This window comes from Sulfurimonas sp. HSL1-2 (assembly GCF_039645565.1).
GTDB lineage: Bacteria > Campylobacterota > Campylobacteria > Campylobacterales > Sulfurimonadaceae > Thiomicrolovo > Thiomicrolovo zhangzhouensis.
In genome coordinates this window covers 2,177,155-2,195,975 of record NZ_CP147914.1, presented here as the reverse complement: position 1 = coordinate 2,195,975, position 18,821 = coordinate 2,177,155, and the positions used below count along the sequence as shown (strand labels likewise).

Annotated in this window: 14 protein-coding genes; 11 read left to right on the top strand and 3 right to left on the bottom strand. The window is 56.7% G+C overall.

Features of this window, described 5'->3' with window-relative positions:
- Positions 1-47 precede the first annotated feature (47 nt).
- The 3 genes from WCX18_RS11210 (at position 48) to WCX18_RS11200 (ending at position 4,470) form a co-directional block, all read left to right on the top strand.
- Entirely contained in the window at positions 48-1,370 is a 1,323-nt protein-coding gene (locus WCX18_RS11210) for a UDP-glucose/GDP-mannose dehydrogenase family protein (RefSeq protein ID WP_345987855.1), read from the top strand.
- A gap of 53 nt (positions 1,371-1,423) precedes the next feature.
- Positions 1,424-3,334, top strand: a complete 1,911-nt coding sequence (locus tag WCX18_RS11205; RefSeq protein WP_345987852.1) for a YrbL family protein — start codon at positions 1,424-1,426, stop codon at positions 3,332-3,334.
- A 122-nt stretch (positions 3,335-3,456) separates the two neighbouring features.
- Positions 3,457-4,470: a glycosyltransferase family 9 protein gene (locus tag WCX18_RS11200; RefSeq protein ID WP_345987850.1), complete on the top strand. Its 1,014-nt coding sequence runs from the start codon at positions 3,457-3,459 to the stop codon at positions 4,468-4,470.
- A gap of 4 nt (positions 4,471-4,474) precedes the next feature.
- On the opposite strand, the gene WCX18_RS11195 is transcribed toward WCX18_RS11200, so the two are convergent.
- Positions 4,475-5,527 carry a glycosyltransferase family 4 protein gene (locus tag WCX18_RS11195; protein WP_345987848.1) on the bottom strand — a complete coding sequence of 351 codons (1,053 nt, stop codon included), beginning with the start codon at positions 5,525-5,527 and terminating at the stop codon, positions 4,475-4,477.
- 136 nt (positions 5,528-5,663) lie between these two features.
- Between WCX18_RS11195 and WCX18_RS11190 the strand changes: the two genes are divergently transcribed.
- The gene (locus tag WCX18_RS11190) at positions 5,664-6,692 is read left to right on the top strand and encodes a glycosyl transferase family 90 (RefSeq protein WP_345990809.1); all 1,029 of its coding nucleotides are present in this window, start codon (positions 5,664-5,666) and stop codon (positions 6,690-6,692) included.
- A gap of 6 nt (positions 6,693-6,698) precedes the next feature.
- Here WCX18_RS11190 and WCX18_RS11185 read toward each other — a convergent pair whose 3' ends face one another.
- Positions 6,699-7,448 carry a lipopolysaccharide kinase InaA family protein gene (locus WCX18_RS11185; protein ID WP_345987845.1) on the bottom strand — a complete coding sequence of 250 codons (750 nt, stop codon included), beginning with the start codon at positions 7,446-7,448 and terminating at the stop codon, positions 6,699-6,701.
- Positions 7,449-7,515: 67 nt separating this feature from the next.
- Between WCX18_RS11185 and WCX18_RS11180 the strand changes: the two genes are divergently transcribed.
- The 4 genes from WCX18_RS11180 to WCX18_RS11165 are packed head-to-tail and all read left to right on the top strand — an operon-like array spanning position 7,516 to position 10,979.
- Positions 7,516-8,274: a glycosyltransferase family 2 protein gene (locus WCX18_RS11180; RefSeq protein ID WP_345987842.1), complete on the top strand. Its 759-nt coding sequence runs from the start codon at positions 7,516-7,518 to the stop codon at positions 8,272-8,274.
- Entirely contained in the window at positions 8,271-9,332 is a 1,062-nt protein-coding gene (locus tag WCX18_RS11175; protein WP_345987839.1) for a TDP-N-acetylfucosamine:lipid II N-acetylfucosaminyltransferase, read from the top strand. The genes WCX18_RS11180 and WCX18_RS11175 overlap by 4 nt, the downstream gene beginning before the upstream one ends.
- Positions 9,325-10,404, top strand: a complete 1,080-nt coding sequence (locus WCX18_RS11170; protein WP_345987835.1) for a DegT/DnrJ/EryC1/StrS family aminotransferase — start codon at positions 9,325-9,327, stop codon at positions 10,402-10,404. Before WCX18_RS11175 ends, WCX18_RS11170 begins: the two co-directional genes overlap by 8 nt.
- Positions 10,405-10,406: 2 nt before the next feature.
- On the top strand, positions 10,407-10,979 hold the full coding sequence (locus WCX18_RS11165) for an acyltransferase (RefSeq protein ID WP_345987833.1): 573 nt from the start codon (positions 10,407-10,409) through the stop codon (positions 10,977-10,979).
- 4 nt (positions 10,980-10,983) lie between these two features.
- Here the strand turns inward: WCX18_RS11165 and WCX18_RS11160 are convergent, their stop codons facing one another.
- Entirely contained in the window at positions 10,984-12,807 is a 1,824-nt protein-coding gene (locus tag WCX18_RS11160; protein WP_345987832.1) for a sulfatase-like hydrolase/transferase, read from the bottom strand.
- A gap of 74 nt (positions 12,808-12,881) precedes the next feature.
- On the opposite strand from WCX18_RS11160, the gene WCX18_RS11155 reads away from it, so the two are divergent.
- The 3 genes from WCX18_RS11155 (at position 12,882) to WCX18_RS11145 (ending at position 18,754) form a co-directional block, all read left to right on the top strand.
- A complete protein-coding gene (locus WCX18_RS11155; RefSeq protein ID WP_345987830.1) occupies positions 12,882-14,888 on the top strand; it encodes an LTA synthase family protein in 2,007 nt (668 codons plus the stop codon).
- On the top strand, positions 14,885-16,594 hold the full coding sequence (locus WCX18_RS11150; RefSeq protein WP_345987827.1) for an ABC transporter ATP-binding protein: 1,710 nt from the start codon (positions 14,885-14,887) through the stop codon (positions 16,592-16,594). The genes WCX18_RS11155 and WCX18_RS11150 overlap by 4 nt, the downstream gene beginning before the upstream one ends.
- A gap of 186 nt (positions 16,595-16,780) precedes the next feature.
- A complete protein-coding gene (locus tag WCX18_RS11145; RefSeq protein WP_345987824.1) occupies positions 16,781-18,754 on the top strand; it encodes a fused protease/ribonucleoside-triphosphate reductase in 1,974 nt (657 codons plus the stop codon).
- Positions 18,755-18,821 lie beyond the last annotated feature (67 nt).

Sequence of the window (18,821 nt, the reverse complement as noted above, 5' to 3'; positions counted from 1 at the left end):
GGGGATGAGATAAAATATCCCCCATTAAAACAGCAGCAAGGACACTCATGAAAATCTCCGTCATCGGAACGGGCTACGTCGGACTGGTCAGCGGGACCTGTTTTGCACAGATGGGCAACAGCGTCACCTGTGTGGATATCGATGAGGCGAAGATCGCGAAACTGCGCGAGGGGATCATTCCGATCTACGAACCGGGTCTGGAGACGATGGTACTGGAGAACCATGAGAAGGGGACGCTGACGTTCACGACCGATATCAGAGCGGCGATCGCCTCGACGGATGTCGCCTTTATCGCCGTCGGTACCCCGATGGGAGAAGACGGCAGCGCGGACCTGCAGTACGTCCTGGCCGTCGCCAAGAGCATCGGCGAGCATATGCAGCACTACATGGTCGTCGTCGACAAGTCAACGGTGCCCGTCGGGACGGCGGAGAAGGTCAAAGCCGCGATCCAGGCGGAGCTGGATAAACGTGGCGCCGACATCGATTTTGACGTTGTCTCCAACCCGGAGTTCCTCAAAGAGGGGGCGGCCATCGAGGACTTCATGCACCCTGACCGCGTCGTCATCGGCGCCGAGAGCGAGCAGGCGATGCAGGTGATGCATGACCTCTATGCGCCGTTCATGAAGAAGAGCGACCGCTTCATCGGGATGGATATCAAAAGCGCCGAGATGACCAAGTACGCCGCGAACGCGATGCTCGCGACGAAGATCAGCTTCATGAACGAGATGGCCAACATCTGCGAACGCGTCGGCGCGGACGTCAACAAGGTGCGCCACGGTATCGGGAGCGACGGCCGCATCGGCTACAGCTTCATCTACCCGGGCTGCGGCTACGGCGGCAGCTGTTTCCCCAAGGATGTCCAGGCACTCGCCAAAACGGCCAAGGATTTCGGCTATACCCCGCGCATCCTCGACGCCGTCGAGGCCGTGAACTATGACCAGAAAATGGTCATTGCGAACAAGGTGATCAAGCGTTTCGGCGAAGATCTCTCGGGCCTCACCTTCGGCATCTGGGGCCTGGCGTTCAAACCGGAGACGGACGACATGCGCGAAGCCTCCGCCATCACGATCATCAATGCCCTGACAACACGCGGCGCAAAGATCAAAGCGTACGATCCCAAAGCCCGCCACGAGGCGGAGAGCCACTACCTCAAGGGCAATGAAAGCGTCGAATACGTCGACAGCAAATACGACGCCCTTACAGACGCGGACGCGCTGATCCTCGTCACGGAGTGGCAGGAGTTCCGCAGCCCCGACTTCGACGAGATCGACAAGCGCCTCAAAAGCCCCGTCTTCTTCGACGGCCGCAACCAGTTCGACAAAGAGCGCATGGCGCGCCTCGGCTTCGAATACTTCCAGATTGGTGTTTAAAGCTGATATGGACCGGCTGGCAGTAGGTGAGTGCTGTGAGTGAAAATAGTACCTTGCAACTGTTCCGGGAAGTGCTGGATGAGGTGAGACGCCAGGGGCTGACGCTGGTCCAGCTGCGTCACCGTCCCATCAGCGAGGAGTACGCATTTCACGGTGATTATGACTTTATTCTTCCGCAGGAGCAGCGCAAAGCTTTCCTGACACTGCTGTTTGAGATGGCGAGCGAAGCCACTATCGCGTTCGGTATTGACCAGACGAAGAGCGGGAAACTGAAACTGCTTCTTTACGATACGGAATCGCCCGCGTTCATTACGCTGGAGATCTGGAACCACCTGCAGGTCCATGACCCCGAAGGCGCATCGCTCAAGCGGATATTCTGGGAGGATCTCGCACATATGCTCGGTGCAGTGGAAGCGGGAAGAATGACACTTCCTTTTCCCATAGAAGCCCTCTACTACCTTTCGCACCTCTACACCAAAAACAAGCGCCTCGATGCGGAAGAGGTGGCGCGGCGCGTTGCCTATTATCTGCAGGAAGCGGAAGCGCGTGGAGAGGACGTTATCACGGCACTCTTCCGGAGATTGCCGTCGCAGGGCATCAAGGCCGTCGCCCATGAGGCGAACCGCGAACTGATGGCGCTGGGCATTCTGCGGGCTCGAGGTGATAAAACACGCTATTGGGAGGAGAAACGCGCACGCTTCTTTGAAGAGTGGCACCGTTTCCGGATGAAAAAACGCACCAACCGCAGGCTGATCCCGTTCATCGGACCTGACGGCGTCGGCAAGACCACACTGATTGAAGCGGCATGCGGCGCCACAGGCAAGACCTCGTATTACCGCTTCAAAAAGATGTTCCGGAAGTCGCTGCTCTACAAAGCGGCCCTGCCCGTGATGCGCCTGCGGACGATAAAAGCGATGGGGATGAAGCCGGAGAAGAACCAGGTCGACGACTATTGCGGCGGCGTGGTACTGGGGATCGCACTGCTCCGCTATCCGCTGCTGTGGCTGCAGACACAGCTGAAAGGCTACCTGCTCGCCGACCGGTACTATTTTGACTTTCTGCTGAAAAACAGCCGTTTCGAAGGCCATGATAGCGGACTGCGGGAGGGATGGCAGCGGTGGCTCGGTCTGTTGCCGACGCCGGGGCTGCTCGTTCAGCTTGACGCCCCCGCTTCCGTGATCCATGCCCGGAAGGAGGAGCTTTCAGCGGAAGATATCGATCGCTACCGGACGCTGATGTTCCGCCTCTACCTGGAAAAACCGTCGGCGCGTTACCTTTACCTGAATACCTCCCGTCCTCTGGAGCACTGTTCGCAGACGCTGATGCAGGCCATGGAAAGCGTCGGCGTCAAAAAAAAAAGCAACGCGCAGCAGCTTGATCTGAGCCGGGCCCAGCTCCTGGGCAGCGGGAATGAACGGTTGTGCTATGTCCACCCCGAAGACCCGTCGAAGGTCATCAAGGTCAACCGCAAAGGGGTCAAGGGAAGGGAGCAGAACCGTATCGAGGCGGTATACTACCGGAACCTGCGGTGGTGGGAAGTCTCTTTCCATCATCTCCCCAAATGCCGCGGATGGATCGAAACGTCCGAGGGGAAAGGATTGATGTTCGACCGTATCACCAATGCGGACGGTACGGCGCCTGTCACCTTTGACGAAGCGCTCCGTTCGGGTGCCGTTACCGAGCAGGAGGGGCGTCAGATGTTGAAAGCGCTGGGGGCCTATCTGCTGGAGAATTCCATCCTCTTCGCCGATGTCGCACTGAGCAATATCATCTACCGGCAAAGTGCGGAGGGGGGAAAACTGATCATTGTTGACGGTCTCGGCTCAAGGCACTGCGGGCCGAAGTTCTGGCTCTACCGCAACGTCCGTCTGCTCTCGCGCATGCGTATCCGTCGGCAGCTGGCGCGTCTGCAGCAGAATTTCGACACCCTGGTGAAAACACTGGGTCAAGCGGAAAACGCCTAAGATACGGCGTGATGAGCGTTACCGAAGCGTAACCGTTTCGTGACGGGAGCATGTCCTTTGCTCCTGTAGTATTGCCTATTCTAAAATGTCCCGCCGTTATGGGCAGGGCAGGAGCAGAGGCAATGCACTTCCCCCCTTTCGCCCGGAACGGTTTCCGGGAACCTTTCAAATTCTTCACGGCACCGACGGCTGAGAGCGTAACACAGGCGTACCGTCCGGCTGACGGAAAACAGCGTCAATCCGTTTCGCGGGCGAAAAATATCGTGGTTTTTCTGCAGAACCGGGATTTTTTCGGTGCGCAGATCTGCCATATCCCGCTGCTGGAAGCGTTACGAAAGGTCTATCCGGGCCGGAAGATCCATCTTGTTTCGAAGCACAAGATCTCCAACCTGTTAAAAGAACTCGGGTTGGCGGATGAGGTGATCCTTGAATCGGGCAAATTGGAACTCGCATCACGCTACTTTGCGCTGGCACCGGAGATCACCCTTAATCTCCGGCGCCAGTCGGGTTTCGTCAATACCCTTGTCGGCCTCGGGAGTGTTCAGACGAAAATAGGATTTGCCTCCCCGATAAGCACGAAGCTCTTTACACGGACACGGACGCATGAGACAGGCGTTTACCGGGCGCAGAACTATCTGCGTCTGCTCGACAGGGCGATGGAAGAGACACATTTTAGCGAGGGGAATGAGATCCTGATCATGCCCGGTGCCGGCGGTGAACACAAGATCTGGCCGCTTGCAAACTATCTCGATGCAGCGCGGGTGCTCTCTGCACGCCACCCCGTTCTCAAAATTGCTTTTGTGCTGGGCGCCAAAGAAAAAGGGATGCGGCAGGCAATTGAGCAAAGCGGTTTTGCGGTCTATGACAATCTGGAGATCCGGCCTCTTGTCGAAAAAGTGAAACGCGCAAAGTGCGTCATCGCGAACGATTGCGGTCCTTCCCACATTGCACAGGTCTACAAAAAGCGGAGTGTCATTCTTTACAGCGACGAGTCATACACGGCGCAAGGGACGATCGATGAGTGGTTTCACAAACATGACAGGGCCGTTGCCCTGATCGGCGAGGCCGGCGCTCCGATTGATACGATTCCCGTTACGGAGGTCGTGGCGAACGTCGAGCAGCTGCTGTGCTGCTGAGGGGCTACTGATTGTAGCAGGAACGGTAGAGCTGCTCGTACCTGTCGGTCATCGCGCCGGGCGAAAAATGCTCAAGCTGAGTACGTGCCGCTTCGACAAGGCGCTCCCGCAGTGCGGCATCCAGGTAGAGACGTTCAACGGCGGCAGCCAACGCATCGGCGTCGCCCGGTGGAACGAGCAGCCCGTTCTCTTCATGGTGTATGATGTCGGGGATACCGCCGACGTCCGAGGCGACGATGGGGACGTCGAACTGCATGGCGTCGAAGAGAATGGAGCCCAGTCCTTCATAGCGTGAGGGGAAGGCGAAGAGGTCGAAGCATTTGAGGTAGTCGCCGACGTTGTTGACGAACCCCTCGAAGGTGACGTTTGCGAGGTCGGCCGCCGCTGCTTTCAGCTGTGCTTCGTCCTGACCACCGCCAAGCAGCACCACTTGGACGTCCGGGTGTGTCTGCGCCAGGAGACGGGCCGCTTCGATGAGCACGGCCTGGCCCTTGTGTGCATCGACGAGCGCGCCGATATGCCCCACGACGAATTTCCCCTCAAACCGGCGTTTCAGTCTGCTGACACTCTCCCCGTCGAATGCGAGGCGGCTCCAGGCGCTGGGGATGATCGCGACGTCGGTGTCGGGAACGAGTTTATGTATCTCCGTTTTGATGGCTCCGGAAAGGGCGACGCACTGCGCGGCATGGGCATAAATGGCCCGGTTGAAGGCATTGTTTTTGATGGCGTGGTCGACCCGGCGGGTGACAATGTAGGGAATGCCGAGGAGGCGTCTGCCGAAGAGGGCGAACTGCGCCGCCTTCGTCTCGTGCGCATGCAGCAGGGCCGCCCCTTTGAGACGGGCCAGGTGAAAAGCGTAGGGCTTGCCGATCTCGATGACGGTGAGGTTGTCGATGCCCCGGCAGCGCCGCCCCAGGTCCGAGCCTTTGCGTACCAGCAGCCGCTGGCGGTAGCCCCGCGCTGCGAGCGTTTCGATCAGCAGCTGCGTCTGCCGCTCGCCCCCGCGGAACCCTTTGGCAAAGTTGGCGTGGGCGATAAGCGCTCCGGGATGCTCCATCGTAACTGTCCTCTCTCACTGCATATTCCGGACGTATCCGAAGGGTAACCGGATCGTGTCGTAAGGATGTCGTATGGTACTGTAACATTGCCAAAAATCACAATGCCCCGCTGCCGGGGATGAAGGATGATTGGTGATGCTTAACCGCCGTTACCTCCGGATCGATGCAGACAGAAACAGCAAGTTTACCTACTATATGCGTAACGTGCTCGCCTACCCGCTTCCGGGTATCCTCTTCCGTCAGCACCGCGATTCTCTGCTGGAGAGAGGGAAAGCGGATGCGGAAGTGCAGGAGCGGTTGCACTACTATAACCGCTGCGACACGCCGTTTCGTCTGGGAAGCGACGCCGACACACTCGATGCTTTCAGAAAGGCGAAAAAAAAGACCTACTTTTTCGATCTTTACGGCTGGTGGCGCTATTTCCGCCCCGAGTACCGCAGCGCCTACCTCTTCGGGGATATCACCCACGTGCCGCCGCAGCCGACCCTGGTCAAAAGCCGCCCTATCGACGGGGACAACCGCAATTCGGTGCTGATGAACCTGAACAAAGTACGTCACTTTGTCTTCGTGAACGACAGGGTGCCGTTCGAGGCGAAAAAGAGTATGGCTGTCTGGCGCGGCAAGGCGTACGGAGAGCACCGCAAGGCGTTCGTGCAGCGTTATTACGATCACCCGTTTTGCGATATCGGACAGACGAATACGAAGTTCGAGCGGGACGTGCCCTGGCAGAAGGGGCGAATGACGCTCAAAGAGCAGTTGCAGTACAAATTCATCGTCTCCATCGAAGGCAATGATGTCGCCTCGAACCTCAAATGGATCATGTCCTCCAACTCGCTGGCGTTTATGGCCCGGCCCAAATACGAGACCTGGTTCATGGAAGGCACCCTCATCCCCGATTACCACTATGTCCTGCTCAAAGATGATTATTCCGACCTGGAGGAGAAGATCGCCTATTACAGTGAACATCCCGAGGAGGCGAAGGCCATCATCGCCAACGCCCACCGCCACGTGGCCCGGTTCCGGGACAGAGCGCGTGAGGCTATTCTTTCGGTTTCGGTACTGGAGAAGTATTTTGAGCGTTCGGGGCAGCTGGAGGCGGAACGCCGGAGTGCAGGGCGGAGACGGCGCGCCGTCCGTCCGGTCCCGGCGCTGTTCGGGGTATAAAAGGGCCTACTTCTTCCCTTTGAGGCGCTTTTTGAAGTTGACGACGGCTTTGGTCTTGCGGTCGAAAGCGGCGATGGCTTTCAGCGCCAGGGCCTCGTCGATGCCGCGCAGTTCGGCGTAGACCCTCCCCATCAGGGCGAGGTCATCGGGCTGAGCCCAGAGCTTGCTGAAGTTTTTCAGCCCTTCAAGAGGGCCGATGGGGCGGAACTGCATGCGGTTGATATCGACGAGCATAAAGGTGTAGGCCCCGTTTTCTTTACGTATCAGGATATTCCCGGGGGAGTAATCCTCGTGCCAGACCCCTTTTTCGTGGAGGCTGCAGGTAAAGGCCGTAAAGGCACGGAGGATCGCCTCCACATCCTTATCCTTTACCTCATGATGCAGTACCTCCCGGATCGTAAAATCGTAGGGCTCGTACTTCGAGATGAAGAAGCTTTGCGCGAAGAGCCCGCGCTCGAAGAATTCGATATAGCCGATGGGCTGGGGGGTCGGGACATCCAGTGCCTGCAGCCGGACGGCGTTGTTGTAGGACTTCTTCGCTTTCGAATCGCGTAGATAGGCATAGACGAAACGGTTGAGCAGGTGGGGGACCTTGAACGCCTTGATGACGGTCTGCATGCCGTGCAGGGGGACGATGCGCAGTTCGTTGCGCGCTTTGTGGATGCTTTCACTGGAAGAGGCAAACTGCTCCTTGACCGCGAGCAGCTCGTTTTCAAAGTCGGTATAGTCGGAATGGATGGTGTAGTTAACAGGCAACCGAGACCCCTTTTTATGACGGTGTAATAGTGATTCGGTTAAGATTTTCATCATTTTCGGGGACACGATGAAAAAACAGATTACGGCCAATATTATAACACTCAACGAGGAAAACAACATTGAAGCGGTAATCCGTTCGGTGCTGCCCGTGTGCGATGAGGTGCTTGTCGTCGATTCGCAGAGCAGCGACCGTACCCGCGAGATCGCCGAAAGCCTCGGTGCGAAAGTCGTGGTGCAGCCCTACCTCGGTGACGGTCCCCAGAAAGCCTTCGGCGCCCCGCTGGCGACGAATGACTGGATCCTCAGCATCGATGCGGATGAGCGTCTGGACGCGAATGCCGTCGCGGCGATTGCGGCACTTGACCTCGATCAGACCCCCTATGACGCCTTTTCATTCAAGCGCAAGACCTTCGTAGGGAAGCACTTCATCAAGGTCTGGTACCCCGACCGCGTCGCCCGGCTTTACGACCGGAGGAAGTGCGGCTATTCGCAGGCGATAGGACATGCGCGGGTCGAAACATCAAACGTCAAAGAGCTGGATGCGGACATGCTGCACTACTCCTTTGATGATTATGCCCACCTCATGCGCACGACGGAGAAGTTTGCCGCGCGGGGGGCAAAGATGCTCTACGAGAAAGGGAAGCGGGCATCCTGGTATGACCCTTTCACACACGGCTTTTCCAACTGCTTCAAAAAGCTCGTGATGAAGGGGGGAATGTTCCACGGCATCCCGGGCTGGACGGTCTCCATCAATTCAGGCTACCACACGTACATGAAATATGTCATGCTGCTGGAACTGCAGGAAAAAGCCGGGGAGAGCAGATGAAGTATCTGCATATCATGAAGAACGAGAAGTTCATCGCACCCTTTATCGAACTGATCAACCAAAACTTTGACCCGCAGGAGCATTTGTTTGTCGTGCTCGGAGGCGTTTCAGAGGCTAAACACCCACTCCCTGATGCGGAGAACGTCGTGCTTCTGAAACGTTCCTTGGCACACAAACACAATCTTTTCCTGCTTTCACGAAAACTGACTCCGTATTTTGAGCAGGCGGAAAAAGTCTTTCTGCATAGCCTGCTTGTGAGGCAGATCATCGATTTCCTGTTTTTTCATCCGCGCTTTTCGCGTAAAACATATTGGATCATCTGGGGTGGTGATCTTTATGACTACCATGCGAAAAGACGGAAGATAATGAAGAGGTTTCATCTTTACAAAAAGCAGAAGGTGATTAGCCGGCTGGGGGGTATCGTCCAGTTTAACCGGGGCGAATACGAGCTGGCCCGTGAGTGGTACGGGGCGACAGGCAGCTTTCACGACTGCATCTTCTACCCGGTCTATAAGCCGATGGAGCTGCCGGAAAAAACAGAAGATACTGTCTATATCCAGGTGGGGAATTCGGCGACGGCTTCTAATCACCACTTCGAAGCGTTTGCGAAACTGGTCCCCTATGCTTCGCAGCAAATCAAGGTGGTCTGCCCGCTCTCCTACGGCAATAAAACGTATCGTGAAAGGGTCATTGCCCGCGGCCGGGAACTGTTCGGCGACAAATTCGTCCCCCTCGTGGATTTTATGCCCTTCGACGCCTATATGGACCTTCTCGCTAAGATCGATATCGCCCTGTTCGACCACAGCAGGCAGCAGGCGCTTGGAAACATTATCGCCCTGCTTGGTTATGGGAAAAAAGTTTATCTGCGCCGGGATGTAACCACCTGGCAGATGCTGCGCGACAAGGGCATAGAGGTGTTCGATATCGCACAGGTCAATCTCGAGCCCCTCGACGAGGCGGCGAAAGCACAAAACCGACGGGAAGTGGAGGCGCACTTTTCGGAAGCAGCCTGTATTGCCCAGTGGAAAAATGTTTTAAAGGCACCTTTGAATGATTAATGTAACGAAAACATGGTTACCGGATAAAAAGAAGTATATTTCGTACATCGACAAAATTTACGAGAGTGGGTGGGTCACGAATAATGGGCCGCTTGTTAAGGAACTTGAAAGACGGCTGGAAGATTATTTAGGTGTGAAAAATATGATCCTCGTTGCCAATGGAACGATTGCGTTGGAGATCGCATACCGGCTTTTGAAGCTTGAAGGGGAGGTAGTGACGACACCATTCAGTTTTGTTGCTACGACGAGTTCCCTGGTATCCAATGGCTTGCAGCCGATTTTTGCGGATATTGGTTCGCGGTCATTTAACATTGACCCTGGGAAGATTGGAAGTGTGATCAGCGATCAGACCTCTGCCATTGTCCCCACGCATGTCTTTGGGAATGCGTGTGATGTTGAAGCGATCAATAATATTGCCCGACAATATAATCTGAAAGTCATCTACGATGGGGCCCATATTTTTGGGGTCCGGTATCAAGGGGAAAGCCTCCTGAAGCACGGTGATGTTTCGACACTTAGCTTCCATGCTACCAAATTGTTTCATACTGTTGAAGGCGGTGCACTTATTGTCAATGATGATTCTTTAGTGGAAGAGGCCCGTTTTCTTATCAACTTCGGTATTGACGGTCCTGATTCAATCAAGGCATTGGGGACGAATGCGAAGATGAATGAACTCGAAGCAGCGATGGGTCTGTGTGTTCTGGATGATATTGATTTGATTCTGGAAAAAAGAGAAGAGGTTCATTACCGATACCAGAACGCTTTGGAGGGCTTAGTCGATTTTCAGGAACAAAATCTACAGAGCAGCAGAAATTTCAGTTATTTTCCTATTGTCATGAAAAGCGAAGCGAAGACTTTAGAGTTACAAAAGGCATTGAACGAAGCGAAGATTTATCCAAGAAGATATTTCTATCCTTCCCTGGACACAGTGAATTACATTTCGAATCATCAGGTTATGCCGGTTTCACGGGATATCGCTAGCCGTATCCTGTGTCTACCGCTCTATCCGGGATTGGAATTACAAGATCAGGAACGTATCATTTCTCTTATCGAAAAGACGCTGAAAGTGTAGTCATGGGGAAGTATAAGATTCCTTTCGTAAAAACATTTGAGTTTACCAAAATCATTGGGATTGAGAACATTGACTTTGGCAAGTACGTGATCATCGATGATTTCGTCCTGATCTATGCGAAAGAACGGGTACGGATCGGTAATTATGTCCATATCGCCTCTTTTACATCGGTTAGCGGTGGTGGGGAGCTGGTGATGGAGGAGCTGAGCGCGGTTTCATCAGGTTGCCGTCTCATTACCGGAACGGACGACTTCAAGGAGTGGGGTTTTGGAAATTCGACGATTGCGAATGAATTTAGGAATGTGAAGACGGGTAAGATCCATATTGGCAAGTTTGTCGTTATCGGGGGCAACAGCGTTATCCTGCCGGGGGTGACGATCGGTGAGGGAGCCGCAGTGGGTGCGGGTTCGGTGGTTACCAAGGATCTGGAACCGTGGGGAATCTACGTCGGGAACAACAGGATTGGTTCACGGGACAGAGAGGCTGTCATGCGTCACTATGAGCGCTTTCTTTCCCTGCCGGAGGCCGAGCGCATAGGGGTGCTGTTCGCTCGCGATCTGCCGGACGTGTCCTGAGACTTTACCGGCTGAACTGCCGGTTCTCCTCAAGGCTCCTGATCAGGACCTCGTTCATCCGCTTTTTCTCTTTCAGTTTGATTTTTTCGTAACTCTTCGTATCGCGTATCTCGTTGTTGAATGCCTTTGCAAGGACGTCGGAGATGACGAAAGTCTCGTCTTCGCAGATGATGGCGTTTTCGTTCCAGTTCCCGACGAAGGCGCATTCACGGTGGTAGTCCGGGGCGAAAAGGTCGTAGCCGTGTGCATAGTCGCTTGATGGGTTGTCCGCCCCCAGCATCGCCATCAGTGTCGGGGCGATATCGAGATGCGAGGTGAGGCGGGTCACCTTCTTCGGCGCCGTGCCCGGCAGGCGGATATAGAGCGGCGTTCCGACCTGTTCGCGGTCGTAGGCGGAGTTGTGGCCGTAGTGGTCGTGCTCGAAGAACTCCTGCCCGTGGTCGGAAAGGACGATGATGACGGCGTCGTCGTAGAGTCCCTTTGCCTTGAGGGCGGCAATGAAGCGCGAAAAGCGCTCATCGACCTCGTAGGCGGCATTTTTGTACATGTTGAAGAGCTCGGTCCGCTCCTCGGCGGTCGCCGTCAGGTACTGGCTGCTGACCTGGTCGGGGGTGTATTTCCGGAATGCGTCATCGTAGGCGCGGCTGTGGACCGAATCGAGCCAGACGAAGGCGAACATCGGTTTGCCCAGCTCCTGGCGTCCCAGCCACTCGTTGAAATAGTTAACAGTGGCCAGGTCGTTTTCGGTCTTGCTGCTGTTGTAGTCATCCTTGATGGCGTCCTGGACGTCGTAAAAGATCGTCTGCCGGAATTCCGGCCACGCCGTGTTGACACTGGAGTCGATGCTGATCTGGTAGTCCAGTTTCTTGAGGGTCTCAAAGAGTACCGGCCCCTTTTTGGCATTGAGGAAGCCGAACCAGTAGCTGGAGTTGATGCCGTAGAAGATCGAGAAGAAGCCGAAACGGGTATTGTTGCCGCCGCTGTAGTGGTTTTCGAAATCGACGGCGTCGCGTTTGAAAGCGGCCATGTTCGGCATGTTGTCGTCGTTAACAACGTCGGGGCGGAGGGCATCGACCCCGAAGATGAAGATATTGGGCGTTTTGGGGTGGGTGACGCTGATGGGGTGCAGCGGGTAGCGGATGTTGGTGATCTTCTTGATGTTGACGTTGATCCCCTCGTTCTGCGCTTTTTCCATCCCGAACGTGCCGATAAGGAGGTCGTCCATCAGCAGCGGCTGGTAGAGGGGAACGACCTTCGTGCGTTCGAGGATGTCGCCATTGAGGTGCAGGTTGGCGACGGCATAGGTCAGTTTTTCGCCGAGGATGACGAGGAAAAGCAGGGGTACGAGGGTGCGGTTCAGCCGGCGGTTGACCTGCAAAGCCCTCTGCGCAGGAATCCGAGCGATCCGTTTCAGTCCGACCAGCAGCAGCGCCGCCAGGGCAGCGATGACAATGAGGACGATCGCGACGGCCTGGCCCGTCATCTGGAGACTGTCGTAGGCGGCCGGGGAAAAGAGGATGTTGAGCACCATGCCGTTGATATGGAAATTCCAGATACGGTAGATGGCGAAGTCGGTCATGAGCAGCAGATCGGTCAGGAAAAACAGTACAGACAGCAGGATCGCCGTCACACGGGCAAAGCGGAAAAAGAGCCGCAGGAGCAGCCAGTAGATGAGGTAGAGTGTCGCCGTCGTCGAGAGCAGGGCAGCCAGCGTGAAAACGAAGGCGGATGCGGTATAGTGGCTGTTAAAAAGGGCAAAGGCCAGTGAAAGCAGCGCGGTCAGGAGCAGATTGGCTTTGAAAAAAAGGGAGAGATGCTGCGGTGTCATAGTGTCGCTTTTTGGTGAAAGTATACCAAAGCGGTGCAACACTGTATAATACGCCTTAAAAAGGGTATTGACGCTTGAACGAATCGCCGACGCAATACTATTTCGGCCTGCTGCGGCAGACGGTGAAACTCCAGCTCCTTTTTCTGGGGCTGCTCTCCCTCTTCCGCCTGCTCTTTTTCTGGCAGTTCTCCCCGGCGAAGGTGTCTTTCCCCGCGCAGGAACTGACCGAAGCATTCTTCCTCGGCCTGCGTATTGACCTGGTGCTCGTCTGCTACCTCTCAGCCCTTCCGTTGCTGCTGATCATCCTCAACCACCTGGCCCGCTCCATCGTACCGCTGCCGTGGCTGAGACGGCTCTTCCGGGGCTACTTTACGCTCACCTACCTGATCGTCAGCGCCCTGGTCGGGATTGATTTCGGCTTCTACTCCTACTTTGGCGAGCACATTACGATCATGCTTTTCGGCTTCTTCGACGACGATACCTGGGCCCTCGTGCAGATCGGCCTTAAAAACTACAACGTCACCCTGATCATCGGCCTGGTACTTTTTTACGCCGTGGCCCTGGTCTGGCTCGTCGGCCGTTTTTTCCGTGATGTCCGCCCGACGGGCGCGGCGGCCGGTCCGCTCAGCGCGGCAGCCGTCTACCTGATTTTGCTGCTGCTGGTCGGGGTGGGTGCGCGGGGCAGCCTCGGGCTTTTCCCCCTGCTTAAAGACATCCCGGAGGTTTCGACGGACGTCTTTGTAAACGCCATCCCGCGCAGCGGCGTCTTTGCGTTCGAGAAAGCGCTCAAACAGTATCTCAAAGACAAAAACGGCGGCTACGACCTGATCAAACGCAGCGGCTACAAAGGCAATGTTCCGCAGGCCTTCAGGGACTATCTCGGGCGGGAGCAGATCAATACGGCCGATCTCGTGTCGAACCTGCGGCGTACGACGCCGAACAATAGCGCTGCCGCAGCGAAACCGCCCCATGTCGTCGTCGTCATGGTGGAGAGTTTCGGGGCACCGATCCTGCAGTACCAGAGCCCTGATTTCGATATCCTGCGCCGGCTCAAAAAACACTTTGACGAGGATATCCTCTTTACCGATTTCATCTCCGGTGCCAATGGGACGATCGCATCGATGGAACCGTTTCTGCTCAACGTCGTCGCCCGTCCCGGCAGCATCGCCTACGGGCAGAGCCGTTACCAGGGTACGGCATTCCCGCAGGCGGCAGCGAGGGTCTACAAAGCGGCGGGCTACGAGACGAACTTCGTCTATGGCGGGGACCTCTCGTGGCGTAACGTCGGCACTTTTTTCAAACGCCAGGGGTTCGACCGTGTCGAGGGGAAAAGCGACATCGAAGCGCTCTATCCCGGGGCGGAGGAGCATGATTACGGCGTCTACGACCGGTACACCTACGACTTCGTGCTGCACAAGCTGGAGCAGGCGGAAAAGCCGCAGTTTGTCTACATTCTGACGACGAACAACCATCCCCCCTATATCCTCTCCAAAAGCTACGACTCCAAGCCGCTGCAGTTCACGGAAGCACTGCAGGCGCACATTACCGGGGATATGGAGCTGGCGCACCGGCGGCTGCAGGACTACCAGTACGCCCTCGATATGGCCGGGCGTTTCATGGACGGGGTCAAAGCCTCCGATCTGGGGGAACGGACCGTTGTCGCGATCACCGCGGATAACAACACCATCGAGGGGATCATGCATTACGACAACCCCCCGCAGGAAGGCAAGCAGGTACCGTTCTACCTCTACCTGCCGCCGTATCTGAAGGCCGAACCGTTCGACCGCAACGTCAGTGCATCGCATAACGACCTCTTTCCGACGCTTTACGGCCGCACCCTTTCCAACACGGCCTATATAGCCGTCGGGGAGGACCTCTACGATCCTGCGGCGCTGCACTGCGGCTATAACGACGCGGGGGTCATCGTCTCGGCCGGGGGAGCGTTCAAAACCGGCCATGCCGCCAACGCACAGCAGCGTGCCTGCGAACAGAAGTACAACGCCGCACTCGCGGTGACCGAGTACCTGGTGCGGCAGGCATATAAAGCGGCGAAACCCGTATGGGAAAAGGGGAGTGAATGAAACAGACGTTCCGACGGTTCTGGCCGTATATCAAGGGGTATAAAGGCTACTACGTCATCGTCCTCATCGGGATCATTATGACGGTACTCGCCACGGTGGCGACGGCACAGATCATGCAGCCGCTGATGGACAAGATGTTCATCGAGAAAGACCCGCAGATGCTTTACTACATCCCTTTGATGATGATCGTCATCTACGTCGTCAAATCGGTCGGGCGCTACCTGCAGGCCGTATTCATGAACTATATCGGCCAGCATATCATCACCCGGCTGCGTTCGCAGCTGCTTGACCATATGCTGCACCTGGACATGGCCTTCCTGCACGCCAACCGCAGCGGGGAGCTGATCAGCCGCATCACCAACGATATCAACCGGGTGCAGTATTTCGTCTCAAACATGCTGCCCGAACTGGTTCGGGAGCTGCTGACGGCAGTCGGCCTCGTCGTCTACGTCATCTATCTCAATGCCGAACTGGCGTTCTACTCCCTGGTCGTGCTCCCGTTGGCGATCTATCCGCTGATCCTCATCGCCAAGCGCCTGCGCCGCCTTTCGCACCGTTCGCAGGAGAAGAACGCCGACGTCGTCACCCGTCTGACAGAGGTCTTCAACAACGCCGAGATCATCAAGGCCAACGGGACCGAAGCCTACGAGATGGGGCGCTTCGACGCGGAGAACAACAAGTTCTTCAAGCTGAACATGAAGGCGGTCTATACGAATGAAATCGTTTCCCCGATGATGGAGGTCCTGGGGGCCACGGGGCTGGCCGCCGTCATCTTTATCGCCGGGCAGCAGGTCTTCAACAACCAGATGACCGTAGGGGAGTTCACGGCGTTTCTGACGGCCGTGGGGCTGACCTTCCAGCCGATGCGGCGCGTCAGCTCCATCTACGGGAAGATCCAGAACGCCATTGCCGCCAGCGAACGGATCTTCAACGTGCTTGACCGCAAAAGCATGATCGAAGAGGGAACAGCGCTCCTGGAAGAGCCGATCCGGGAGATTGAATTCAGCCAGGTATCGCTTGATTACGGGGAGAAGCGCGCATTGCGGGGGGTGTCGCTCTCAATCCACCCCTCCGAGCAGATCGCCCTTGTCGGCGACAGCGGGGGCGGGAAGAGCTCGCTGGTCAACCTGCTGTTGCGGTTTTACGACCCGTCCGAAGGGGTGCTGCGCATCAACGGCCGGGATGTACGGGAGTATGATCACCGCTCCCTGCTCAGGCAGATGGCCGTCGTCTCCCAGCGCGTTTACGTCATGCAGGACAGCCTTGCCGAAAACGTCGCGTACGGACTGGAACTGGACGAAGCGCGGGTCATCGAGGCGCTGAAACTGGCCGACGCCTACGACTTTGCCCAGGGATTGCCGGAGGGGATACATACCCCGATGGAAGAGGGGGGTGTCAACCTTTCGGGCGGCCAGCGCCAGCGTATCGCCATCGCAAGGGCGATCTACAAGAACGCATCGGTCCTGATCCTCGATGAAGCGACCAGTGCACTGGACAATGAGAGCGAATACCGCATCCAGAAGGCCCTGGCATCCTATTCGAAAGACAAAATCACCATCATGATCGCCCACCGCCTCACGACGGTAGAGCACGCCGACAGGCTCTACTTCTTTAAAGCCGGCGAGATCACGGACACGGGAAGCTTCACGGAGCTGATGGCGCGTTCGGAGGATTTCCAGCGTATCGCACGCAGCTACGAAGGGTAGTCCCGACAGCATTCCGCCCGGCTGTACCCGACCTTTTCTCTTGCCCTATTTAAGCCCCTTCTTCTTTAAAACTGCCAAGCCTGACGATCGTCGGCATAAGCCGTTGTCTGACATTGTGACTGAACTAACGGCAGTGGTATGAAAATCCTACTATACTTGTGAAAGATGCTTGCAAGGAGGGATGGGATGAACGACAGTGACGATAAGATGATGATCACGGAACGATTCGAGCTGAAGGCAAAGGTCTGTGCCGCGCTGCGTCAGCGTAGACCGGATTTTGGTTTCGGCGGCTTTGGGGAGGCAACCTACTACCGGACCTACAGCCGTCGAAAAGAGGACGGGTCGCAGGAACATTGGGCCGATACGGTCATCCGGGTGATGAACGGGGCGATGTCCGTTCGAAAGCACCATTATGCGACGAGCAGGCTGCATTGGGATGAAACGTATTGGCAATCCTATGCCGCCGAAATGGCCGAAGCGATGTTCGAGATGAAATGGCTGCCGCCGGGGAGGGGGCTCTGGGCGATGGGAACGGCATACGTCTATACCCGTGGCGGTGCCGCGCTCAACAACTGCGGTGCGGTGGACACTGCCGATCTCGCCGCCGCGGCCGACTGGACCATGGATATGCTGATGTGCGGTGTCGGCGTCGGTTTCAACACGGCCTGGAAAGGCAGCGGTGTCGCCGTGCCGGACAAGTCCCGACCGGTGCCCTTTGTCATCCCCGACAGCCGCGAAGGGTGGGTCGCATCGGTCAGGCTGCTGATCGAAAGCTACACCAGGGGCGGGGCATGGTTCGCGTTCGATTACGATACGATCCGCCCTGCCGGTGCGCCGATCAGGGGCTTCGGCGGCACCGCTTCGGGACCGGAACCGCTCAAGACGCTGCATCGAAGGATCGAGAGTTATCTGGATGCCTTCTGTGCGGGGGAGACGGACGCGACGCGCTGTACGGCGGACATCTTCAATGCCATCGGTGCCTGCGTTGTCGCCGGCAATGTCCGGCGCAGCGCCGAGATCGCCCTGGGCTCGGCGGACGACAGCACCTTCCTGGAGCTCAAAGACTACGAACGCCATCCCGAGCGTGCCGAGATCGGATGGATGTCCAACAATACGGTCGTCCTGGAAAAGACGGACGATTTCAAAAAGCTGCCGATGATTGCCAAGCAGATCATCGCCAACGGGGAGCCGGGGATCATGAATCTGATCAACGTGCAGAAGTACGCACGCTACGGCAGAGACGCACACGACAATGCCTGGCTGGCGAACCCCTGTTCCGAAATTCCGCTGGAGAGCTTCGAGCTGTGTAACCTCGCGGAGGTCTTCCCGTCGCGCTGCGGGGACGAGAACGACTTTTACAAGGTGCTCGAATACGCGACGTTTTACGCGTCCACGGTCGCCCTGCTGCCGACGCACCGGCCCGAGACCAATGCCATCGTCGTGCGCAACCGTCGCATCGGCATCAGTCTCTCCGGCGTAGCGGATATGCTCGATGCGCTTGGGGCGACCGAACTGACACGGCGGCTGCGCAAGGGGTACAAGGTCGTGCGCACCGTCAACCAGAAACTGGCGGCGGATGCGGGGGTGCCGGCTTCGATCCGCGTGACGACGATCAAACCGTCGGGCACGATCTCACAGCTGGCGGGGGTAAGTTCTGGGATGCACTTCCCGACCTTTCAGTACGCTTTACGGCGGATGCGTGTCGGAAACGACTCCGCCGTCTGCCGTGTCCTCAAAGCGGCGGGGGTTCCCCACGAAGCAGACGCTTACAGCGACAACACGACGGTCTTCGCATTCCCGATCGATCAGGGGAAGACGCGTAAGGCGACGGAGGTTTCCGCCTGGGAGCAGTTCGCGTTTCTGGCGATGCTCCAGCGCGAATGGAGCGACAACATGGTCAGCTGTACCGTTTATTTCGACCCCGAAACGGAGGGGCACCAGGTCGAGCATATGCTGGCGCAGTTCGCCCCGGTTATAAAGTCGGTTTCCATGCTGCCGCACTCCGAGACCGGCGCCTATAAGCAGATGCCCTATGAAGGGATTTCCCGTGAAACCTATGCGGAGAAGCTCTCCGCCATGCCGCAGATCGACTGGAACCTTTTTGCCGACAGCGACGGGATCGAGAGCCGTTTCTGCTCGAACGACACCTGCGAGCTTTAAGCGGGGTCTACCGCATACGGGCAAACGATACGAAATGGATCACGGGTAGAAAAGAAAGTCTGTAAAA